Below are 15,142 nucleotides of genomic sequence, written 5' to 3' on the forward strand. Positions count from 1 at the left end.
GTTAAAAATATTTGTAAGGTATAAGAATGGCTACAAAAACAGTTAGTAAGAAAAAAACAACAACCAAGAAAAATCTCGTTATTGTAGAGTCGCCTGCTAAGGCAAAAACAATCGAAAAATATCTTGGTAAAAATTATAAGGTCGTTGCTTCAGTCGGGCATATTCGAGATTTGAAGAAATCTAGTATGTCTATTGACTTTGATAACAACTATGCACCTGAGTACATCAACATCCGTGGAAAAGGGCCACTCATCAATTCTTTGAAAAAAGAAGCAAAAAATGCTAAGCAAGTCTTTCTCGCGAGTGACCCGGACCGTGAAGGAGAAGCAATTTCTTGGCATTTGGCTCACATTTTGGGATTGGACGCAAACGATAAAAACCGTGTTGTCTTTAATGAAATTACAAAAGATGCAGTAAAAAATGCCTTTCAGGAGCCACGTGCTATTAACCTAGACTTGGTAGATGCCCAACAAGCTCGACGTGTCTTAGACCGTATTGTAGGGTACTCCATATCACCTATTTTATGGAAGAAAGTCAAAAAAGGTCTGTCAGCAGGACGTGTTCAATCGGTTGCTCTCAAATTAATAATCGACCGTGAAAATGAAATCAGCAATTTCAAACCAGAAGAATATTGGACAATTGATGCAACCTTCAAAAAGGGGAGCAAGAAATTCCAGGCTTCATTCTACGGTATAGATGGAAAGAAAACTAAAATTGAAAACAATGAGCAGGTTAAAGAAATTCTTGCCCGACTCGATGGAGATGATTTCTTAGTAGAACAGGTTGAGCGTAAGGAACGCAAACGAAATGCACCTCTGCCTTACACAACTTCTACTATGCAGATGGATGCGGCTAATAAAATCAATTTCCGTACTCGTAAAACCATGATGGTTGCCCAACAACTTTATGAGGGTGTCAGTCTTGGCACAGGTGGTACCCAAGGTTTGATTACCTATATGCGTACGGATTCAACACGTATTAGCCCTGTTGCACAAGCACAAGCTGCTGACTTTATCACGGAGCGTTTTGGTGCTGCCTATTCAAAGCATGGTAATAAAGTAAAAAATGCCAGTGGTGCACAAGATGCCCACGAAGCCATTCGTCCATCAAATGTTAACTTAACACCTGAATCAATTGCAAAATATCTGGACAAGGACCAATTACGACTATATACACTGATTTGGAATCGTTTTGTCGCAAGTCAGATGGCTGCAGCAGTTTTTGATACCATGAGTGTTCGTTTGGGTCAAAATGGTATTGTTTTTGCTGCTAATGGTAGCCAAGTAAAATTCGATGGTTATATGGCGGTCTATAACGACGCTGATAAAAATAAGATGTTGCCAGATATGGAAAAAGGTGACACGGTGGTACGCGCGTCAACAAATCCAGAACAACACTTTACTCAGCCGCCAGCTCGCTACTCTGAAGCAACCTTAATTAAAACATTAGAGGAGAATGGTGTAGGTCGCCCGTCAACCTATGCACCAACGATTGAAACCATTCAAAAACGTTACTATGTTAAGCTTGCGGCTAAGCGATTTGAACCAACTGAACTCGGAGAAATCGTTAATAAGCTGATTGTTGAATTCTTCCCAGATATTGTCAATGTCAAATTTACAGCCGATATGGAACAAAAATTGGATGATGTAGAAATCGGGAAAGAGCAGTGGCAGAAGGTCATTGACGGTTTCTATCAGCCATTCAAGGTAGAATTATCTAAGGCAGAAGAACAGATGGAAAAAATCCAAATTAAGGATGAACCAGCTGGCTTTGACTGTGATGTTTGTGGACATGAAATGGTTATTAAATTAGGACGTTTTGGGAAATTCTATGCATGTAGCAATTTCCCAGACTGTCGCAATACCAAGCAAATCACCAAAGAAATCGGTGTGACTTGTCCGGTTTGCCAAAAAGGTCAGGTGATTGAACGCAAGAGCAAACGCAATCGTCTTTTCTATGGTTGCGATCGCTACCCAGAGTGTGAATTTACTTCTTGGGACAAGCCAGTCGGGCGTTCTTGTCCGAAATGCGACCACTATCTCGTTGAGAAAAAAGTTCGTGGTGGTGGTAAACAAGTTGTCTGTCCAAATGGTGACTACGAAGAAGACAAGATTAAATAAGATTAAACTGCTATTCTCAAGGGAATGGCAGTTGTTTTTTATAGTCATGTTAGTTTATCTTAGCTTACTTCGACAAGCGAGAAGCTGGGTAAAAAGTCCATCATCACTTCTCAAGGTTAGTGTCAACATCTCAGCGCAGTGGTTGATTGGGTTTAACAGGCCGGTGGAGTAAAACTGTTCAGTGAACTGTTTCAGCCTGAGCTTAGAAATGAAAAAATCGAGATAAAAAGGTTGGAGATAGGATTTGCGAAGCAAATCACAGCAGTTCGTGTTTCACATTCCAAGTCTGACCTCTACAACTAAAGTGAACTAAACGGCAATACCAGTTTGAAAAAATGTTTAAAAAATTTAAAAAAATAGGATAAAAGTCTTGCATTATTGAAAATACTGTGTTATGATAATTGAGGTTTGAAAAAACTGACCTAAGACAGTAGGGGAGCTGGACTCATAAACATCCTACCGAGGCACAAAACGATTATTGAGATAAACGTATTTGTACTTTCGTGTCTAGGTTTAGGTGCGATTTTTTTGTGCCTAGCCCAAAATAAAAACGGAGGTAAAAAAATGAGTGAAGCTATTATCGCTAAAAAAGCGGAATTAGTAAATGCCGTTGCTGAGCAAATGAAAGCTGCAACATCTATCGTTGTTGTAGACGCTCGTGGTTTGACAGTAGAACAAGATACAGTTCTTCGTCGTAACTTGCGTGGTGCAGAAGTTGAGTACAAAGTTATCAAAAACTCAATCTTGCGTCGTGCTGCTGAGCAAGCTGGTCTTGAAGGTCTTGCAGAATTGTTTGTAGGTCCATCTGCAGTTGCATTCTCAAATGATGCAGTTGCTCCAGCTAAAACAATTTACGATTTCGCGAAAACTGCTGATGCTCTTGAAATCAAAGGTGGAGCTGTAGAAGGTAAAGTTTCTTCTAAAGAAGAAATCGAAGCACTTGCTACATTGCCAAACCGCGAAGGCATGCTTTCTATGTTGCTTTCTGTACTTCAAGCGCCAGTTCGCAACGTTGCATACGCTGTCAAAGCTGTTGCAGAAAAAGAAGACGCAGCTTAATGCGTCAGAGCGTAGCTGCTTAGTGCTACAAACTATTTAAAAACCTAAATTGGAGGAAAATCACAATGGCATTGAACATTGAAAACATTATTGCTGAAATTAAAGAAGCTACTATCCTTGAGCTTAACGACCTTGTTAAAGCTATCGAAGAAGAATTTGGTGTAACTGCGGCTGCTCCTGTAGCTGTTGCTGCAGCTGGTGGTGCTGCTGAAGAAGCTAAAGATTCATTCGACGTTGAATTGACATCTGCTGGCGACAAAAAAGTTGGCGTTATCAAAGTTGTACGTGAAATCACTGGTCTTGGTCTTAAAGAAGCTAAAGAGCTTGTTGACGGTGCACCAGCTATGGTTAAAGAAGGCGTTGCAACTGCAGAAGCTGAAGAAATCAAAGCTAAATTGGAAGAAGCAGGCGCTTCAGTTACTCTTAAATAATAGAGTTTCTAATCAAAATAAAAACCTATCACTTAATGTGGTAGGTTTTTTCGTTCTATTGTTGCAAACGTTTTCGTTGTGGGGTATAATATAAAAAATGCTGTCTAAAGATTAGGAGAAAGACATGAAAAGTTACAAAAACTATATCTTCGATTTTTATGGTACATTGGTTGATATTCGTACAGATGAGAATAAACTAGAGGTCTGGAATCAGCTAACACAGATTTACAATGCTTTTGGTTGTTCCTATCGACCACGCCAGTTGAAAAATGCCTATCATCGTTTTGTAGAAGAGGCAGAGAGATCTCTCACGGAAACAGTGAGTTATCAGTATGTCGAAATTGATTTAGAAACAATCTTCATTCGTCTATTAACGGATGCACCAAATGAAAACCAAAGTACCAATAAACCGACTGATTTAGAGACTTTTGGACAAGTAGTAGCCACGATTTTCCGCGTGCTTTCACGTGAAAAGTTAGAGGCTTATGAAAATACCCTAACTAGTCTACAGACATTAAAGGATAGAGAAGCGCGATTATTTATTCTCTCTAATGCTCAACGAATTTTTACTCAGGCAGAAATTGAACAGACAGGTTGTGCTGATTTGATGGAAAAAATTTATATCTCTTCTGACTTTAAGATGAAGAAGCCTGAACCAGCGTTTCTTCAACTGGTTTTAGAGGAAAATAATCTTGATGTTGAGGAAACGGTTATGGTTGGTAATGATTTGACATCCGATATAGCTATTGCTCATGAATTGGGAATGGATTCCATTTTGCTGAATACTTTCCCGTACAGTCAGGAAGAAATCGACTCTTATAGGAGACTTGGTTGGAACTTTGAGGTTGTTGGAGATATAGCGGAGCTATTGTAAATAAGCGATAGAACAGTAAAGAATATACATAAAATATATTATGTAAAAAGATGAACCTACTTTCATTTCAATGAAGGTAGTTTTGTCTTTTCTAGCCATTTTCTGGTATACTAGATAGGTATAATTTATTGTGAAATAGAATCTCTTAAAACGTTTATATTATAACATTCTTGCTTGTGAAAATTCCTTTTCTACAAAAATACTACCCCATTAACTACCCCAATTTCAGCAATGTCATCTTTCGTTCGAAGATTGAAGCTGTTTCTTTTAAACTTTCTTTTGATAAATGAGCATAAATATCCATAGTCATTTGTAAGCTTGCGTGACCCAATCGGAGTTGGAGTTGTTTGTACGGAACACCTGCATTTAGCAATAAACTGGCATGCGTATGTCTGAAAGCATGGTATCCAGCTCTCTCTACGTTAATTTCTTTTAGTATGTGATATAGTCGAAGTCTTAGAACTCCTACGCTTGGATATAATTTACTTATTGTGGAAAAGACGGTTTTTTCACGTCTGCCGAACTTCATAGCTTCTTTCTGTTGCTCTTTTTTGAATTTAGCGAGCATAGCAACTGTTGAGTGATCAACGTCAATTGTTCGAATGCTAGACTTGGTTTTTGGAGAATTTACTTCGCCCTTGCTATTTAAAGTTTTAGTAACAGATATTGTCTGTGCTTTGAAGTCGATGTCTGTCCACTCTAAGGCGCAAGCTTCGCTAATACGTAGTCCTGTAGCTAGTAGAAGCTTAATTAGGGTGTTAATAAATTTTTCGCTGTAATTGCTGTTATGCTCCTCTATGTAGCCTAGAATTTTCTTTAATTCATCATCGGTAAAATAGAATTTTTTGTTACTATCTAATTTTGGGATAGGTGGAACTTCGACGGCAGAAGCTGGATTCTCTTGGATGAGGTTTAGTTTCACTGCGTACTTTAATATCTTTTTGACGTATAAAAAGATACGGGCGTAATTTTGATAGACACCGTTTTGTCTGCTGTTGCTGAATTGTTTTCTGTGAGATTTTATTGCCCACTGATTGACGGTCGTTTGTAACATGAGTGTAGTGATTTTGTCTATCCGTAAGTGTCCAAAGGTTGGTAAAATGTAATTCTTTTTGATATTATTAAATACACGGATGGTATTTTCTTTTTTACCTAGCCTGTAGGTGTCAAACCATAAATCCAGCAATTCATGGAAGTAGGTTATTTTCACTTCTTGATAGACCGTTCCGCCTTTTTGTTCAAACTCATTTTGTTTTTGTCTGGCTTTGAGTTGCACCTCTTTCTTTGTTCGGGCAGTGATAGTAGTGCGGACTTTCTTTCCTGTGACACTATCTACACCAAGGTACAGGCTAGCTTGATAGACAGTCTGTCCGTTTTTCTTAGTTTTTTGTTTGATGTTCATTTTATCCTCCTTTTGTGCATTCGGCAGGCAAGATGAATTTACAAAAGTATGTATTTGTGATAAAATGAGTACAGTAAAAGAGGCTTTTTAATGCCGTTTACTGTTCATCTGTTTTCTCCTCACGCTCGAGTCGCCAAACTTGTGAGCGTGGGGAGTTTTTTATTTTCCGAACCAAATAGGAAATGCAATACCAGCTAAAGTGACAATGATTCCGATTGCCCAGTACATGAATTCTTTTTTATTTTTAGCTTGTTCTTCTAACTGTCTTTTTTCTTGGGCTAAAAGCATATTTTCTATGCGGCGTTCGAAATTATCGAATTTTAAATCAACTTGCCTAAAGCCGTCATTCATTTTTTGGTTTATTTGCTCGAATTTTAAGTCGACCTGTTTAAAACTGTCGTCCATTTTTTGTTGGATATTTTCAAATTTTAAATCAACCTTTTCAAACCCATGCTGAATATCAGTGCTGATTTTATCGAATTTCAAATCAATTTCAGATTTTGTGTATGTTTCTTGTGGCATAATAGAATCCTCCTGTTGTTTTCTTGATTCTATTATATCACTTTGTTTACGCATTGGTACAGAGCGTAAGTTTGGACGGGCTGCAGTGATACCTTCTTTCATCCTGAAACCTCCCCGAAATAGTAGTAGTTCGAAAAACTGGATAGCTCAACGTCGTTTTCGTCGGATAGGGTAAATGTTATCTTGTATGCATTTTCTTGTTGAACATCAAATTGTATCCCCGTCATAATGAATGATTGACCTATATTCTCGTGTACTAAAATCATATCTTTTTCGGAAACCGAGAAGGACTGACTATCGCTTTGGACTATTTTTATTGGAGTGGTATCAGCCATAATATCAACTTTTAAACGATAAAGTTTATCAGGAACTATATTTAAAAAAGTAACAGAAACTCGTAATTCAAAATTAATAGGGAATTTTGATGTACTGTAAAATTGAGAAAACTCTGTCTTTTCGCTATCGTCGTGCACAATTTTAACTTGTGCTATCTTTTCTATAAATTCATTCATTTTTTATCTAACCGAATTATAAATCCTTCAGAACTACAGTCTAAGAGCTATAGTTCATTTATTTTGCCCAAAATTAAGTCTAACTTACGTCCGTTTTCAGCTTCCGCCTCTACTAGAGTAGTGAGCAAGATGTTTGTTTCCTCTGCAAGTGTTATCTGCTTGTCTAGTTTATTAAGTAATGAGCGCTGTAGTTTTAAGTCGGCAACACTTATGTTTTTCATGCTGTCGTTGTGTTTGTCTTGCTCTTTTGAAGTGCCGCTGTTGAAAGTTATGTTTCCGTTATTTGTTCCTGTCACGCCGTTATTATCTCCTAAAATTATGGGTTTACTAAAATCGAATCTCAACTTGTCTTCATCTAGTGACTCTGGTTTGATGTTTAAAGCTCGGCAAATTGTGATAACATTTGATACATTTGTTGCCATTACACCACGCTCAAGCATAGAGCGCAAGGTCGTATAAGGTATATCGTTGTCAATCGCAAAAGCTCGAACACTTCCTGATTTTCGCTCCATCAATTCTTTGAGAACTTCTTCTAAATTTTCCATTTTAACCTCTTTTGTTTTAATATACCTTATTATAATGTACGACTTTTCGAATGTCAATCAAAAAAAAGTAAAAAAAACTTAATTCGCTACTTGACAATATACGATATTGCGTATATAATTAAAACAAGATAGAGAAACGATAAAGTTAAACAAATTAGGAAGTTGAAGCGTTTTTTTATCTCGGTATACTCAATTTCGTACAAAGGAGGGTAGTATGTTAAACATTGAAAATGTTCGAAAAAAAGAAAATATCACTTTAGTTGACATGGGCGATTTAATCGAAAAGAATTATCGAACCGTTCGCGAAAAGATAGACAACGATTCGTTCACGACCTCAGAAGCATTCTTGATTTATAATGCATTTTTCAAGGCCAGAGGTTACGATTTCGCTTACTTGTTTTCGAAAACGCTAGAGCAAAGCTAGAAAGGACACGCATGGAAGACACGCAAAATAAATTTCTAGACCTCATGCAGACGGTTTTAGATGAAATAAAAAGCCCTGCAGATGACCACAACGCTCACTCGTTAAATAGTTGTCTCAGTCGTCTAACAGAGGCTTATCAAGTCTATATCGAGGTTATTCATCGTAGTTCACACAAGAACTTACGATAATACTCTTTGTACTTATTGATTTGGGTAAAGTTGATGCGTGGATGCGCTTCTTTTGTGAAGTCCGCGGTCATCATAGCGATAGCCAAATCGTGAGCTATTTGCTCTTTGGACAGCATAATATCACCTCCTTTCTGTTTACATTATAGCAGATTGGAGCGCTAACTCAGAAAGGAACAATGACATGACAATTACAAAAGATGGATTAAAAAATTCAGTACCAGTTCAAAAATTGGTAACAGCAAAAATCTCATTAAGCAATGGTAAAACTATCGAGGTGACAAACCCTGTTGGTGAAATCGTTGAGTTATTCCAATATGTTGAAAATCCAAAGAACAGATTTTTAAATATCGGTGGTGTGATGGTGAACATCAGCCAAATTGTGCATATGCAATGGATTGAGAAAAGTCCGATTGTTGGAAGTTTGTAGCGGATAAACACACCAGCTCTGCTATTTACGGAAAGGAAAATGACATGGCTAAAAAAGGACGACCAGCAGGGGTCAAAAACGATCGCGGACTTTACACGGTCGCGATACCAAAGGAAATCTATGATCAAATCGATGATTTGGCTATCGGTAGTGGTAGGTCACGGACAGCTATTGCAACCTTTGTTTTTACAAAGGGACTGGAACATATCCAAATCGTCGAGGAAACAATCACACGCAAGCGGATTGTAGGGATTGAGTAGGTAGATACCAACGGTTGGGTTGCCGAATTGCGACATCTGAGAGAGAAGCTGGATGAACGCAAAAAAACCACTGCGGGAACAGTGGCATACTAAAATAATCACTTAAATTATAACATAAAGTAAATTCGGCAGGCAAGATGAATTTACAAAAGGAGTCAACATGGAGGAACAAGGATTTTTTTCGAAATGGTTCGAGCTAAACCTCATTGATAGACTTGTATCGGCTTTTGAAAGATATTTGGCTAGACGGCTTGAAAAGGAATTTGAACATCATACTTGTGGGTTGGTAACTCGTCAGAAATTGATGAGGGACTTAGACCTAAAGGACGAAACGTTGAAAAAATGGGAAGATGCCGGACTAAAACGATGGCAACCACCATTCGAAAAAACTAGCAAAATTTATTACAAAGAAACGGACATTGAACGTTTTTTGACAGTATGGAGGACTTAATATGACAACACTACTAACCATTGGTTTCGTGGCTATGAGCGCAGTAGCATTTACGGCTATTGTCCACGGACGCAAACTAGCTAAGCAACTAAACTCAGAACAATTTCAGCAAGAACTCGTCAACGAAGTGTTGAAAGAGCGACGCAGAAAGGCAGGATTTGCATGATTGGAAGATGGAATCAGATTGACGATATACGCAATTTTATGCGCATGAGAGGCGCTGTTATGTCACCTCAGTATGAAGCTGAGTTGTGGGCTATGAAGCTGTATGATCTAGCTGTCGAGAAAAAGATTCAGCGGGCTATGGCTGGTGTTTAGGAGGTCAAAATGACTAAAGAATCAAAACTATCTCTGTTGTTGAAATCATTCGAGAATTATCGAAAAACTAGAGATGTAGAGCATTTGAACGACGTAGAAAGGATTTTGGAATATGACGAACATGACAGAAGTTGATAAAACGTTTCAACAGGCGACGTCTGGAATTTAGGAGGTTTAGATAGTGCAATATATCTTTCAGAAATACACATGAGAATTATACGTCTATAAATAACGCTTGTTTGCAAGATAAAAAGTTAGAACCGGCTACAATTGGCATATTAGCGGTAATTTTATCGAACAAACCTGATTGGGTTGTATATCCTGAGGAAATAGCAAAAAGGATGGGAGTTAGCAGACAGTTTGTTAATAAGCATTTCAAAATACTAGAAGAAGCCGGCTACCTATTCGTGATTAAAAAAGGCGGAGGTCGAGCTAAAGGTGTGACTCCTTTTCGATTTTTTAACGACCAACCTTTTACGGATAGGTTCAAGGAGTACATTCAGCAAAAGCTAGATGAAGAGTTATCCACAGGTAGTAACGGTCAATAATTTACAACTGTTAAGTTTTACACTTTTGTAAAATACAACAGTTGAAAATTACAACTTTGTAAAATACAACAGTTGTATCTATGCCACTAATAAATACTAACTATATAACAAGTACTAACCTTAATAATAATCTAGGGGCTATCGCCCACTAATGAACAATAAGAGGCTAAAGCCTCTAACTAACTTAAAAACAAACTAATCGTTATATATAAATAATATATATAGGGATTTACAGAAGTTATCCACAGGAGGAAATCAAAATGACAAAAAAATATGAACTTGTCCTAGACGATACAATTAGCCTTTGGGGCTGGAAATTATTTCGTATTCGTGCCTTGATTAGCTTTGGCAGTGTTGAGGTAGGGGATTTAGGCGGATATATCCAAAAAGAGGAAAATTTAAGCCATGATGACAATGCCTGGGTATCGGGCGATGCCAAAGTATGGGGCAACGCCAAAGTATGGGGCAACGCCAAAGTATCGGGCAACGCCGAAGTATCGGGCAACGCCAAAGTATGGGGCAACGCCGAAGTATCGGGCAACGCCAAAGTATGGGGCAACGCCGAAGTATCGGGCAACGCCAAAGTATGGGAGCTAGGCGATATTATTGTTTTTAAAAATCATTGGTCAAGCGGTCGTCACTTTACTTATACAAAATCCAACAAAATGTGGAAAGTTGGCTGTTTCTACGGCACAGGTCAAGAATTGATTGAAAAAGCATATCGTGATAGCGAGAAGTCTGGTAATCACTATAAGGCCTATGTTGACTTTGTAGAAAGTTTAGAAAAGTTAAACGATCAATGAGCAAGTTTAAATACACAATCCGCTGTAAGGAGTGCCAGTCATACAGTACCGTGACAGACGAAGACGGCTGTGAACTAAACTGTCCGAAGTGCATGTCCGAGCATCTGATTGTCATCTACGAAGATGTATTACCAGAGCCAGAGGACGAAGACAGAGCATATGACGAATGGAAAGACAACGTGGCAATGGGCTACGAATATTAGAAAAAAGGAGAAAAAACATGAAACAAACAAACACATTTATCGTATTACGAGACAAAAAAGGTGATTATTTATCTAGTTACAAAAACAACAAACACGTTCTGGCATATTCGGCAGGTTGGTCTAGCGATATTGAAGATGCTTTGAAAATTCCAGAAGAATATTATTACGGCAAGGACAATAAGCAATATTTGGCAATGGCAAAGATGTTCGAAGCCGAGCCAATCAAGGTGCAGGCAGAATATACCTTGACCACCTTGGACGGACAAGAGCCATCTGAACCAGTCGAAGAATCCAATAACGAGCTTGAAGGGCATATTAAACAACTACTTTCTATCTTGGCCAAGGACTAGCCAGTTGTGAATTGGCACAATGAAAACAGACGAAAAGGAGAAGGAAATGCCGAAATTAATTGACTTGACAGGGCGACAATTTGGCAGATTAAAAGTGATCGAACGCGCTGATACCGTTCACAGAGAAGTTTATTGGCGATGTCAATGTATATGTGGAAACAAAAAAACGGTGCGCGGAAGCTTGTTAAATACAAAAAACAGCAAAAGACGTGTTAGAAGTTGCGGCTGTCTATTGAAAGAAACTTCACTTAACAGACAACCTATAATTACGAAAAAAGCTTTCGAAAAGAACAGACCTCGTTTTAACTTTGAAAAAGGAACAGATATCAAGTTGATTGCTTCGCAAAAAATGAACAAAAGGAACAAAAGTGGAGTAAAGGGAGTGTGCTTCGATCGAACAAGAGGCGTGTGGGTCGCAAGTTTAAAATTAAAAGGAGTGACTGTTTTGAATAAAAGGTTTAAGAAGAAAGACGAGGCAATCAAAGCTAGAAAAAAAGCAGAAGAAAAGTATTTTGAACCGATTGTTGAAAAAGCAAGAACTGTTGGAATTATTTAAAGGAGAACATGATGACAAACGAAACAAGAATGTTAGCAACAATGATTTTAGAAATTGTTGAGACAGCTAAAAAATGGATTTCTCGACCAGAAATTAACACCGTTAAACTGGTTGATGAATATATCGAATTAAATAAAGTATATAAGATTGAAACCGATGAGGATGGCGACACAACAAAGGTTTTTGCTGGAATTAAAGATGAGCAATTAGACCGTGTTTTGAAACATCTGAGAACATCGTTAGACCGAGACAAAAAAGATGTTGACCGCTATACGTCGGAAATTTCAAGCAAGGGTGAATATCAATTAAATTTAATCAAAAACATAGTTAAACATTACGCTGACATCGAAACGGAGGAATAATATGACAACAAATCAATTAGCAAAATTCGATAGCATGACGCCGCAGCAGGCTTTTAATTCTACGGCGGTTTTAGAAAAATTCAGGTCAGTTTTAAACGGACGAGAAACTCAATTTGTGACGAGCCTGCTTTCGATTATCAATAGCAATAGCTACCTAGCGAAAGCTACAAACACAAGCATTATGAACGCAGCTATGAAAGCTGCAACTCTTAATTTACCGATTGAACCAAGTTTGGGTATGGCCTATGTTGTCCCATATAATCGTAACGAGAAACAAGGGAATACATGGGTTAAGGTTAACGAAGCTCAATTTCAGATGGGTTATCGTGGATTTATCCAATTAGCTCAGCGAAGTGGACAAATTCGGAATATAAATTGTGACATTGTCTACAAAGAAGAATTTTTACGCTATGACAAGGTCTATGGAACATTACACCTTACCGATGAGCAAGTTGATAGCGGAGAAGTTGTTGGTTACTTTGCTAGTTTAGAGTTGATCAACGGCTTTAGAAAAATGATTTTTTGGAAAAAAGAGAAAGTTGTTGCCCATGCTCAAAAATACTCCAAGACCTACGACAAGAGCACAGGAGATTTTAAGCCTGGAACACCTTGGAGTACCGAATTTGATGCAATGGCTCAAAAAACGTTAATCAAGGAACTTTTGAGTAAGTACGCCCCTCTTTCTGTCGAGTTACAAGAAGCTATTATGGCTGACAACGAAGATTCGAATGTTAACGAGGTAAAGAGAGCGAAAGACGTTACTCCTAAAAACGCCGAATTAGTCAATACAGATCAACAATTGCTTGATGACTTAATGTCTGTAGATACTGAAACAGGAGAAATTCTGGAAGAGGCAGGAGTGGATATTTCCAAAATGGAAACAACCGAGCTAAAAGACAATGGGGAGTTGGATTTGAAGTATGAAGACCCTAACGCAAAGTAATTACTACGAAGATAAAGACTACATGTCGGTATCTCGCTTTAAGAAGTATCTTGAGTGTGAGGCAAAAGCCTTGGCGCTGGACACTGGAAAATGGATAGATGACCGTGACCAGAAACCATTGATTTTCGGAAACTACGTCCACAGCTATTTTGAGAGTTCAGAAGCTCATCAGAAATTCCTAGAAGAGCATAAGTCAGATTTGTTTTCCAGTCGCAAGCCCTATGACTTACTGGCTGATTACAAGTTGGTAGACAAGGTTATCGCTACTCTGGAAACCGACGAACTCTTTAACAACCTCTATCATGGTCGAAAGAATGACCGAGTAGAGAAAGAGATGATTGTGACAGGAACCATTGCAGGCGTGCCATTTAAAGGCAAGATTGATGCTATCAATCATACTATGGGGTACGTAGTTGATTTGAAGACCATGAAGACTATCAAAGGTAAAGAGTGGTGTCAGGAATTAATTCGAAAAGTACCAGGAGCACTTGCGAACATCGTCGATTACCATTACCATGTCCAAGCGGCAGTTTATCAAGAACTATTGAGGCAAGTGACAGGACGTCCATATAAGCCTCTAATCGTGGCTGTGAGCAAGGAAAATGAACCAGACAAGGAAATATTCAGCCTTGACGAAGAAACGCTCTTAGAGGGCTTAGAATTCGTTTCTGAGCGTGCTAGTCATGTATGGGATGTAGCAACTGGGAAAGTTGGGCCGATTAAGTGTGGTAATTGTAATTATTGCCGAAGCAAGAAAAAGCTGAATCGCATTGTGTCGATTCGTGAATTGTTGGAGATGTGATAGCGGGAGAAAAAAGATGTTTAAAACAAGTGACTTACTTAATTATCGGCAACTTTGGTGGCTTGACAAATTCCTTATAGGACATAAGGGTTTTATCGCCGGAGGATGTTTCAAAAATATTTTTAATAACGAGCGTGTTAAAGACTTAGATATCTTCTTTGAAAGCGAAAAAGATTTTTTGGAGGCAAAAAGTTACTATAAGAAACAATTGAAAGAAAATCCTACTGATTGGAGATTTTCTTATGAGAATAAAAATTGTTGGTCAATCTATTCAGTCAAAGAAAAAGTCCGTCTTGAACTTATTAGAAATACATATGGAACACCCAAAAATGTTATTTCAAATTTTGATTTTACAATTACAAAATTTGCTTACTACAAGAACTATGAAAATGTAGATGAAGATGATTATATGGCTGTTTTTGAATTGTTATTTCATGAAGATTTTTTTGAGCATCTACACACAAAAAGATTAGTTGTAGATGATAGATTACCTTATCCGGTTAGCACTTTTAACAGACTAATGAGATATGCAAAGTATGGCTATCAACCATGTAGAGAAACAAAAATAAAAATAGTTACAAGTTTAGCAGAGTTGAACCCAGATAATCAAGAGGATTTTGAGGAACAGTTAGGGAAAAGTCTATATGAGGGGATGGATTAAAAATGATTGAATTTATCAAAGAAGCAGGAATGGCGTTACTATGGCTCATGCTAGGTTATCTAGTCGGAGAGCGTAGCAGCCGAAAGGACAAGTCGGATGACTGATTTTGATGAAAAATTGAAGCAGTTGAAGGAAGAGTCTATAGCTGAATTTTCTCTGGTAGCTGGAACGATTGACGAAGCTGGGGCACTGCTCGAATTGGTCAAAAGTAACGGCATCAAATGGTTCAGCGGAGAACCAATTGATCATATGTCTGAATATATTTATAAAAAAATGCAAACATACCCAGAAAAAAGATTTGTCCTTAATTTCCGAAATGGTTTCGACCTGAAGAAACAATTGACAATCTTTTGTACATGGGAGCACAGATAACGTGCCGTG

General features: G+C 38.0%; 24 protein-coding genes and 1 other annotated feature. Of the genes, 19 read left to right on the plus strand and 5 right to left on the minus strand.

The window, feature by feature from the left end:
- Positions 1-26: 26 nt before the first annotated feature.
- The 4 genes from topA to ODU39_RS02970 all read left to right on the plus strand — a co-directional run bounded on the left by topA (position 27) and on the right by ODU39_RS02970 (position 4,484).
- A complete protein-coding gene (gene topA, locus ODU39_RS02955; protein ID WP_398579896.1) occupies positions 27-2,120 on the plus strand; it encodes a type I DNA topoisomerase in 2,094 nt (697 codons plus the stop codon).
- Positions 2,121-2,523: 403 nt separating this feature from the next.
- Positions 2,524-2,658, plus strand: a sequence feature (ribosomal protein L10 leader region).
- A 26-nt stretch (positions 2,659-2,684) separates the two neighbouring features.
- Positions 2,685-3,179 carry a 50S ribosomal protein L10 gene (gene rplJ / locus ODU39_RS02960; protein ID WP_002936486.1) on the plus strand — a complete coding sequence of 165 codons (495 nt, stop codon included), beginning with the start codon at positions 2,685-2,687 and terminating at the stop codon, positions 3,177-3,179.
- A 65-nt stretch (positions 3,180-3,244) separates the two neighbouring features.
- Positions 3,245-3,610 carry a 50S ribosomal protein L7/L12 gene (rplL, locus tag ODU39_RS02965; protein WP_002936483.1) on the plus strand — a complete coding sequence of 122 codons (366 nt, stop codon included), beginning with the start codon at positions 3,245-3,247 and terminating at the stop codon, positions 3,608-3,610.
- Positions 3,611-3,734: 124 nt separating this feature from the next.
- The gene (locus ODU39_RS02970) at positions 3,735-4,484 is read left to right on the plus strand and encodes an HAD family hydrolase (protein WP_024416223.1); all 750 of its coding nucleotides are present in this window, start codon (positions 3,735-3,737) and stop codon (positions 4,482-4,484) included.
- 214 nt (positions 4,485-4,698) lie between these two features.
- On the opposite strand, the gene ODU39_RS02975 is transcribed toward ODU39_RS02970, so the two are convergent.
- The 4 genes from ODU39_RS02975 to ODU39_RS02990 form a co-directional block, all read right to left on the minus strand.
- Positions 4,699-5,886 carry a tyrosine-type recombinase/integrase gene (locus tag ODU39_RS02975; RefSeq protein WP_398579895.1) on the minus strand — a complete coding sequence of 396 codons (1,188 nt, stop codon included), beginning with the start codon at positions 5,884-5,886 and terminating at the stop codon, positions 4,699-4,701.
- 159 nt (positions 5,887-6,045) lie between these two features.
- Positions 6,046-6,510: a hypothetical protein gene (locus tag ODU39_RS02980; protein ID WP_398579894.1), complete on the minus strand. Its 465-nt coding sequence runs from the start codon at positions 6,508-6,510 to the stop codon at positions 6,046-6,048.
- A complete protein-coding gene (locus ODU39_RS02985) occupies positions 6,507-6,920 on the minus strand; it encodes a hypothetical protein (RefSeq protein WP_398579893.1) in 414 nt (137 codons plus the stop codon). Before ODU39_RS02985 ends, ODU39_RS02980 begins: the two co-directional genes overlap by 4 nt.
- Before the next feature lie 47 nt (positions 6,921-6,967).
- Positions 6,968-7,465 (minus strand): hypothetical protein, encoded by a 498-nt coding sequence (locus tag ODU39_RS02990; RefSeq protein ID WP_398579892.1) that lies wholly within the window; start codon positions 7,463-7,465, stop codon positions 6,968-6,970.
- A 214-nt stretch (positions 7,466-7,679) separates the two neighbouring features.
- Between ODU39_RS02990 and ODU39_RS02995 the strand changes: the two genes are divergently transcribed.
- Entirely contained in the window at positions 7,680-7,889 is a 210-nt protein-coding gene (locus ODU39_RS02995; RefSeq protein ID WP_398579891.1) for an XRE family transcriptional regulator, read from the plus strand.
- Positions 7,890-8,046: 157 nt separating this feature from the next.
- On the opposite strand, the gene ODU39_RS03000 is transcribed toward ODU39_RS02995, so the two are convergent.
- Complete coding sequence (locus ODU39_RS03000) at positions 8,047-8,193, minus strand: hypothetical protein (RefSeq protein ID WP_398579890.1); 147 nt, start codon at positions 8,191-8,193, stop codon at positions 8,047-8,049.
- A 65-nt stretch (positions 8,194-8,258) separates the two neighbouring features.
- On the opposite strand from ODU39_RS03000, the gene ODU39_RS03005 reads away from it, so the two are divergent.
- The 14 genes from ODU39_RS03005 (at position 8,259) to ODU39_RS03070 (ending at position 15,133) form a co-directional block, all read left to right on the plus strand.
- Positions 8,259-8,504 carry a hypothetical protein gene (locus ODU39_RS03005; RefSeq protein ID WP_398579889.1) on the plus strand — a complete coding sequence of 82 codons (246 nt, stop codon included), beginning with the start codon at positions 8,259-8,261 and terminating at the stop codon, positions 8,502-8,504.
- A gap of 44 nt (positions 8,505-8,548) precedes the next feature.
- Positions 8,549-8,764: an antitoxin gene (locus ODU39_RS03010; RefSeq protein WP_398579888.1), complete on the plus strand. Its 216-nt coding sequence runs from the start codon at positions 8,549-8,551 to the stop codon at positions 8,762-8,764.
- 160 nt (positions 8,765-8,924) lie between these two features.
- The gene (locus tag ODU39_RS03015) at positions 8,925-9,215 is read left to right on the plus strand and encodes an XRE family transcriptional regulator (RefSeq protein ID WP_398579887.1); all 291 of its coding nucleotides are present in this window, start codon (positions 8,925-8,927) and stop codon (positions 9,213-9,215) included.
- A 1-nt stretch (position 9,216) separates the two neighbouring features.
- The gene (locus tag ODU39_RS03020) at positions 9,217-9,381 is read left to right on the plus strand and encodes a hypothetical protein (protein WP_253213130.1); all 165 of its coding nucleotides are present in this window, start codon (positions 9,217-9,219) and stop codon (positions 9,379-9,381) included.
- Positions 9,378-9,533 (plus strand): hypothetical protein, encoded by a 156-nt coding sequence (locus ODU39_RS03025; protein WP_398579886.1) that lies wholly within the window; start codon positions 9,378-9,380, stop codon positions 9,531-9,533. The genes ODU39_RS03020 and ODU39_RS03025 overlap by 4 nt, the downstream gene beginning before the upstream one ends.
- A 239-nt stretch (positions 9,534-9,772) precedes the next feature.
- Complete coding sequence (locus ODU39_RS03030; RefSeq protein ID WP_234025281.1) at positions 9,773-10,081, plus strand: helix-turn-helix domain-containing protein; 309 nt, start codon at positions 9,773-9,775, stop codon at positions 10,079-10,081.
- 260 nt (positions 10,082-10,341) lie between these two features.
- Positions 10,342-10,884, plus strand: a complete 543-nt coding sequence (locus tag ODU39_RS03035) for a polymer-forming cytoskeletal protein (RefSeq protein ID WP_398581432.1) — start codon at positions 10,342-10,344, stop codon at positions 10,882-10,884.
- A gap of 220 nt (positions 10,885-11,104) precedes the next feature.
- Positions 11,105-11,437 carry a hypothetical protein gene (locus tag ODU39_RS03040; protein WP_398579884.1) on the plus strand — a complete coding sequence of 111 codons (333 nt, stop codon included), beginning with the start codon at positions 11,105-11,107 and terminating at the stop codon, positions 11,435-11,437.
- A gap of 46 nt (positions 11,438-11,483) precedes the next feature.
- Positions 11,484-11,993, plus strand: coding sequence for an AP2 domain-containing protein (locus tag ODU39_RS03045; protein ID WP_398579883.1), 510 nt, complete (start codon positions 11,484-11,486; stop codon positions 11,991-11,993).
- An 11-nt stretch (positions 11,994-12,004) separates the two neighbouring features.
- Positions 12,005-12,355, plus strand: a complete 351-nt coding sequence (locus ODU39_RS03050; RefSeq protein WP_398579882.1) for a hypothetical protein — start codon at positions 12,005-12,007, stop codon at positions 12,353-12,355.
- A 1-nt stretch (position 12,356) separates the two neighbouring features.
- On the plus strand, positions 12,357-13,298 hold the full coding sequence (locus ODU39_RS03055) for a recombinase RecT (protein WP_398579881.1): 942 nt from the start codon (positions 12,357-12,359) through the stop codon (positions 13,296-13,298).
- Positions 13,276-14,100 (plus strand): PD-(D/E)XK nuclease-like domain-containing protein, encoded by an 825-nt coding sequence (locus ODU39_RS03060; protein ID WP_398579880.1) that lies wholly within the window; start codon positions 13,276-13,278, stop codon positions 14,098-14,100. The genes ODU39_RS03055 and ODU39_RS03060 overlap by 23 nt, the downstream gene beginning before the upstream one ends.
- 16 nt (positions 14,101-14,116) lie before the next feature.
- The gene (locus tag ODU39_RS03065; RefSeq protein WP_398579879.1) at positions 14,117-14,761 is read left to right on the plus strand and encodes a hypothetical protein; all 645 of its coding nucleotides are present in this window, start codon (positions 14,117-14,119) and stop codon (positions 14,759-14,761) included.
- A gap of 96 nt (positions 14,762-14,857) precedes the next feature.
- Positions 14,858-15,133 (plus strand): hypothetical protein, encoded by a 276-nt coding sequence (locus tag ODU39_RS03070; protein ID WP_398579878.1) that lies wholly within the window; start codon positions 14,858-14,860, stop codon positions 15,131-15,133.
- Positions 15,134-15,142 lie beyond the last annotated feature (9 nt).

Origin of the sequence: Streptococcus sp. 2021WUSS126, assembly GCF_044427255.1 — a bacterium.
GTDB lineage: Bacteria > Bacillota > Bacilli > Lactobacillales > Streptococcaceae > Streptococcus > Streptococcus hashimotonensis.

Bases quoted from the DNA above. Each gene is read 5' to 3' on its own strand.
- rplL (WP_002936483.1), top strand. From the start codon at position 3,245: ATGGCATTGAACATTGAAAACATTATTGCTGAAATTAAAGAAGCTACT.
- ODU39_RS03035 (WP_398581432.1), top strand. From the start codon at position 10,342: ATGACAAAAAAATATGAACTTGTCCTAGACGATACAATTAGCCTTTGG.
- ODU39_RS03055 (WP_398579881.1), top strand. From the start codon at position 12,357: ATGACAACAAATCAATTAGCAAAATTCGATAGCATGACGCCGCAGCAG.
- ODU39_RS03050 (WP_398579882.1), top strand. From the start codon at position 12,005: ATGACAAACGAAACAAGAATGTTAGCAACAATGATTTTAGAAATTGTT.
- ODU39_RS03070 (WP_398579878.1), top strand. From the start codon at position 14,858: ATGACTGATTTTGATGAAAAATTGAAGCAGTTGAAGGAAGAGTCTATA.
- ODU39_RS02995 (WP_398579891.1), top strand. From the start codon at position 7,680: ATGTTAAACATTGAAAATGTTCGAAAAAAAGAAAATATCACTTTAGTT.
- ODU39_RS03000 (WP_398579890.1), bottom strand. From the start codon at position 8,193: ATGCTGTCCAAAGAGCAAATAGCTCACGATTTGGCTATCGCTATGATG.
- ODU39_RS03020 (WP_253213130.1), top strand. From the start codon at position 9,217: ATGACAACACTACTAACCATTGGTTTCGTGGCTATGAGCGCAGTAGCA.
- ODU39_RS03005 (WP_398579889.1), top strand. From the start codon at position 8,259: ATGACAATTACAAAAGATGGATTAAAAAATTCAGTACCAGTTCAAAAA.
- ODU39_RS03045 (WP_398579883.1), top strand. From the start codon at position 11,484: ATGCCGAAATTAATTGACTTGACAGGGCGACAATTTGGCAGATTAAAA.
- ODU39_RS02980 (WP_398579894.1), bottom strand. From the start codon at position 6,510: ATGAAAGAAGGTATCACTGCAGCCCGTCCAAACTTACGCTCTGTACCA.
- ODU39_RS02990 (WP_398579892.1), bottom strand. From the start codon at position 7,465: ATGGAAAATTTAGAAGAAGTTCTCAAAGAATTGATGGAGCGAAAATCA.
- ODU39_RS02975 (WP_398579895.1), bottom strand. From the start codon at position 5,886: ATGAACATCAAACAAAAAACTAAGAAAAACGGACAGACTGTCTATCAA.
- ODU39_RS03010 (WP_398579888.1), top strand. From the start codon at position 8,549: ATGGCTAAAAAAGGACGACCAGCAGGGGTCAAAAACGATCGCGGACTT.
- ODU39_RS02985 (WP_398579893.1), bottom strand. From the start codon at position 6,920: ATGAATGAATTTATAGAAAAGATAGCACAAGTTAAAATTGTGCACGAC.
- ODU39_RS03015 (WP_398579887.1), top strand. From the start codon at position 8,925: ATGGAGGAACAAGGATTTTTTTCGAAATGGTTCGAGCTAAACCTCATT.
- ODU39_RS03060 (WP_398579880.1), top strand. From the start codon at position 13,276: ATGAAGACCCTAACGCAAAGTAATTACTACGAAGATAAAGACTACATG.
- ODU39_RS03065 (WP_398579879.1), top strand. From the start codon at position 14,117: ATGTTTAAAACAAGTGACTTACTTAATTATCGGCAACTTTGGTGGCTT.
- topA (WP_398579896.1), top strand. From the start codon at position 27: ATGGCTACAAAAACAGTTAGTAAGAAAAAAACAACAACCAAGAAAAAT.
- ODU39_RS03040 (WP_398579884.1), top strand. From the start codon at position 11,105: ATGAAACAAACAAACACATTTATCGTATTACGAGACAAAAAAGGTGAT.
- ODU39_RS03025 (WP_398579886.1), top strand. From the start codon at position 9,378: ATGATTGGAAGATGGAATCAGATTGACGATATACGCAATTTTATGCGC.
- rplJ (WP_002936486.1), top strand. From the start codon at position 2,685: ATGAGTGAAGCTATTATCGCTAAAAAAGCGGAATTAGTAAATGCCGTT.
- ODU39_RS02970 (WP_024416223.1), top strand. From the start codon at position 3,735: ATGAAAAGTTACAAAAACTATATCTTCGATTTTTATGGTACATTGGTT.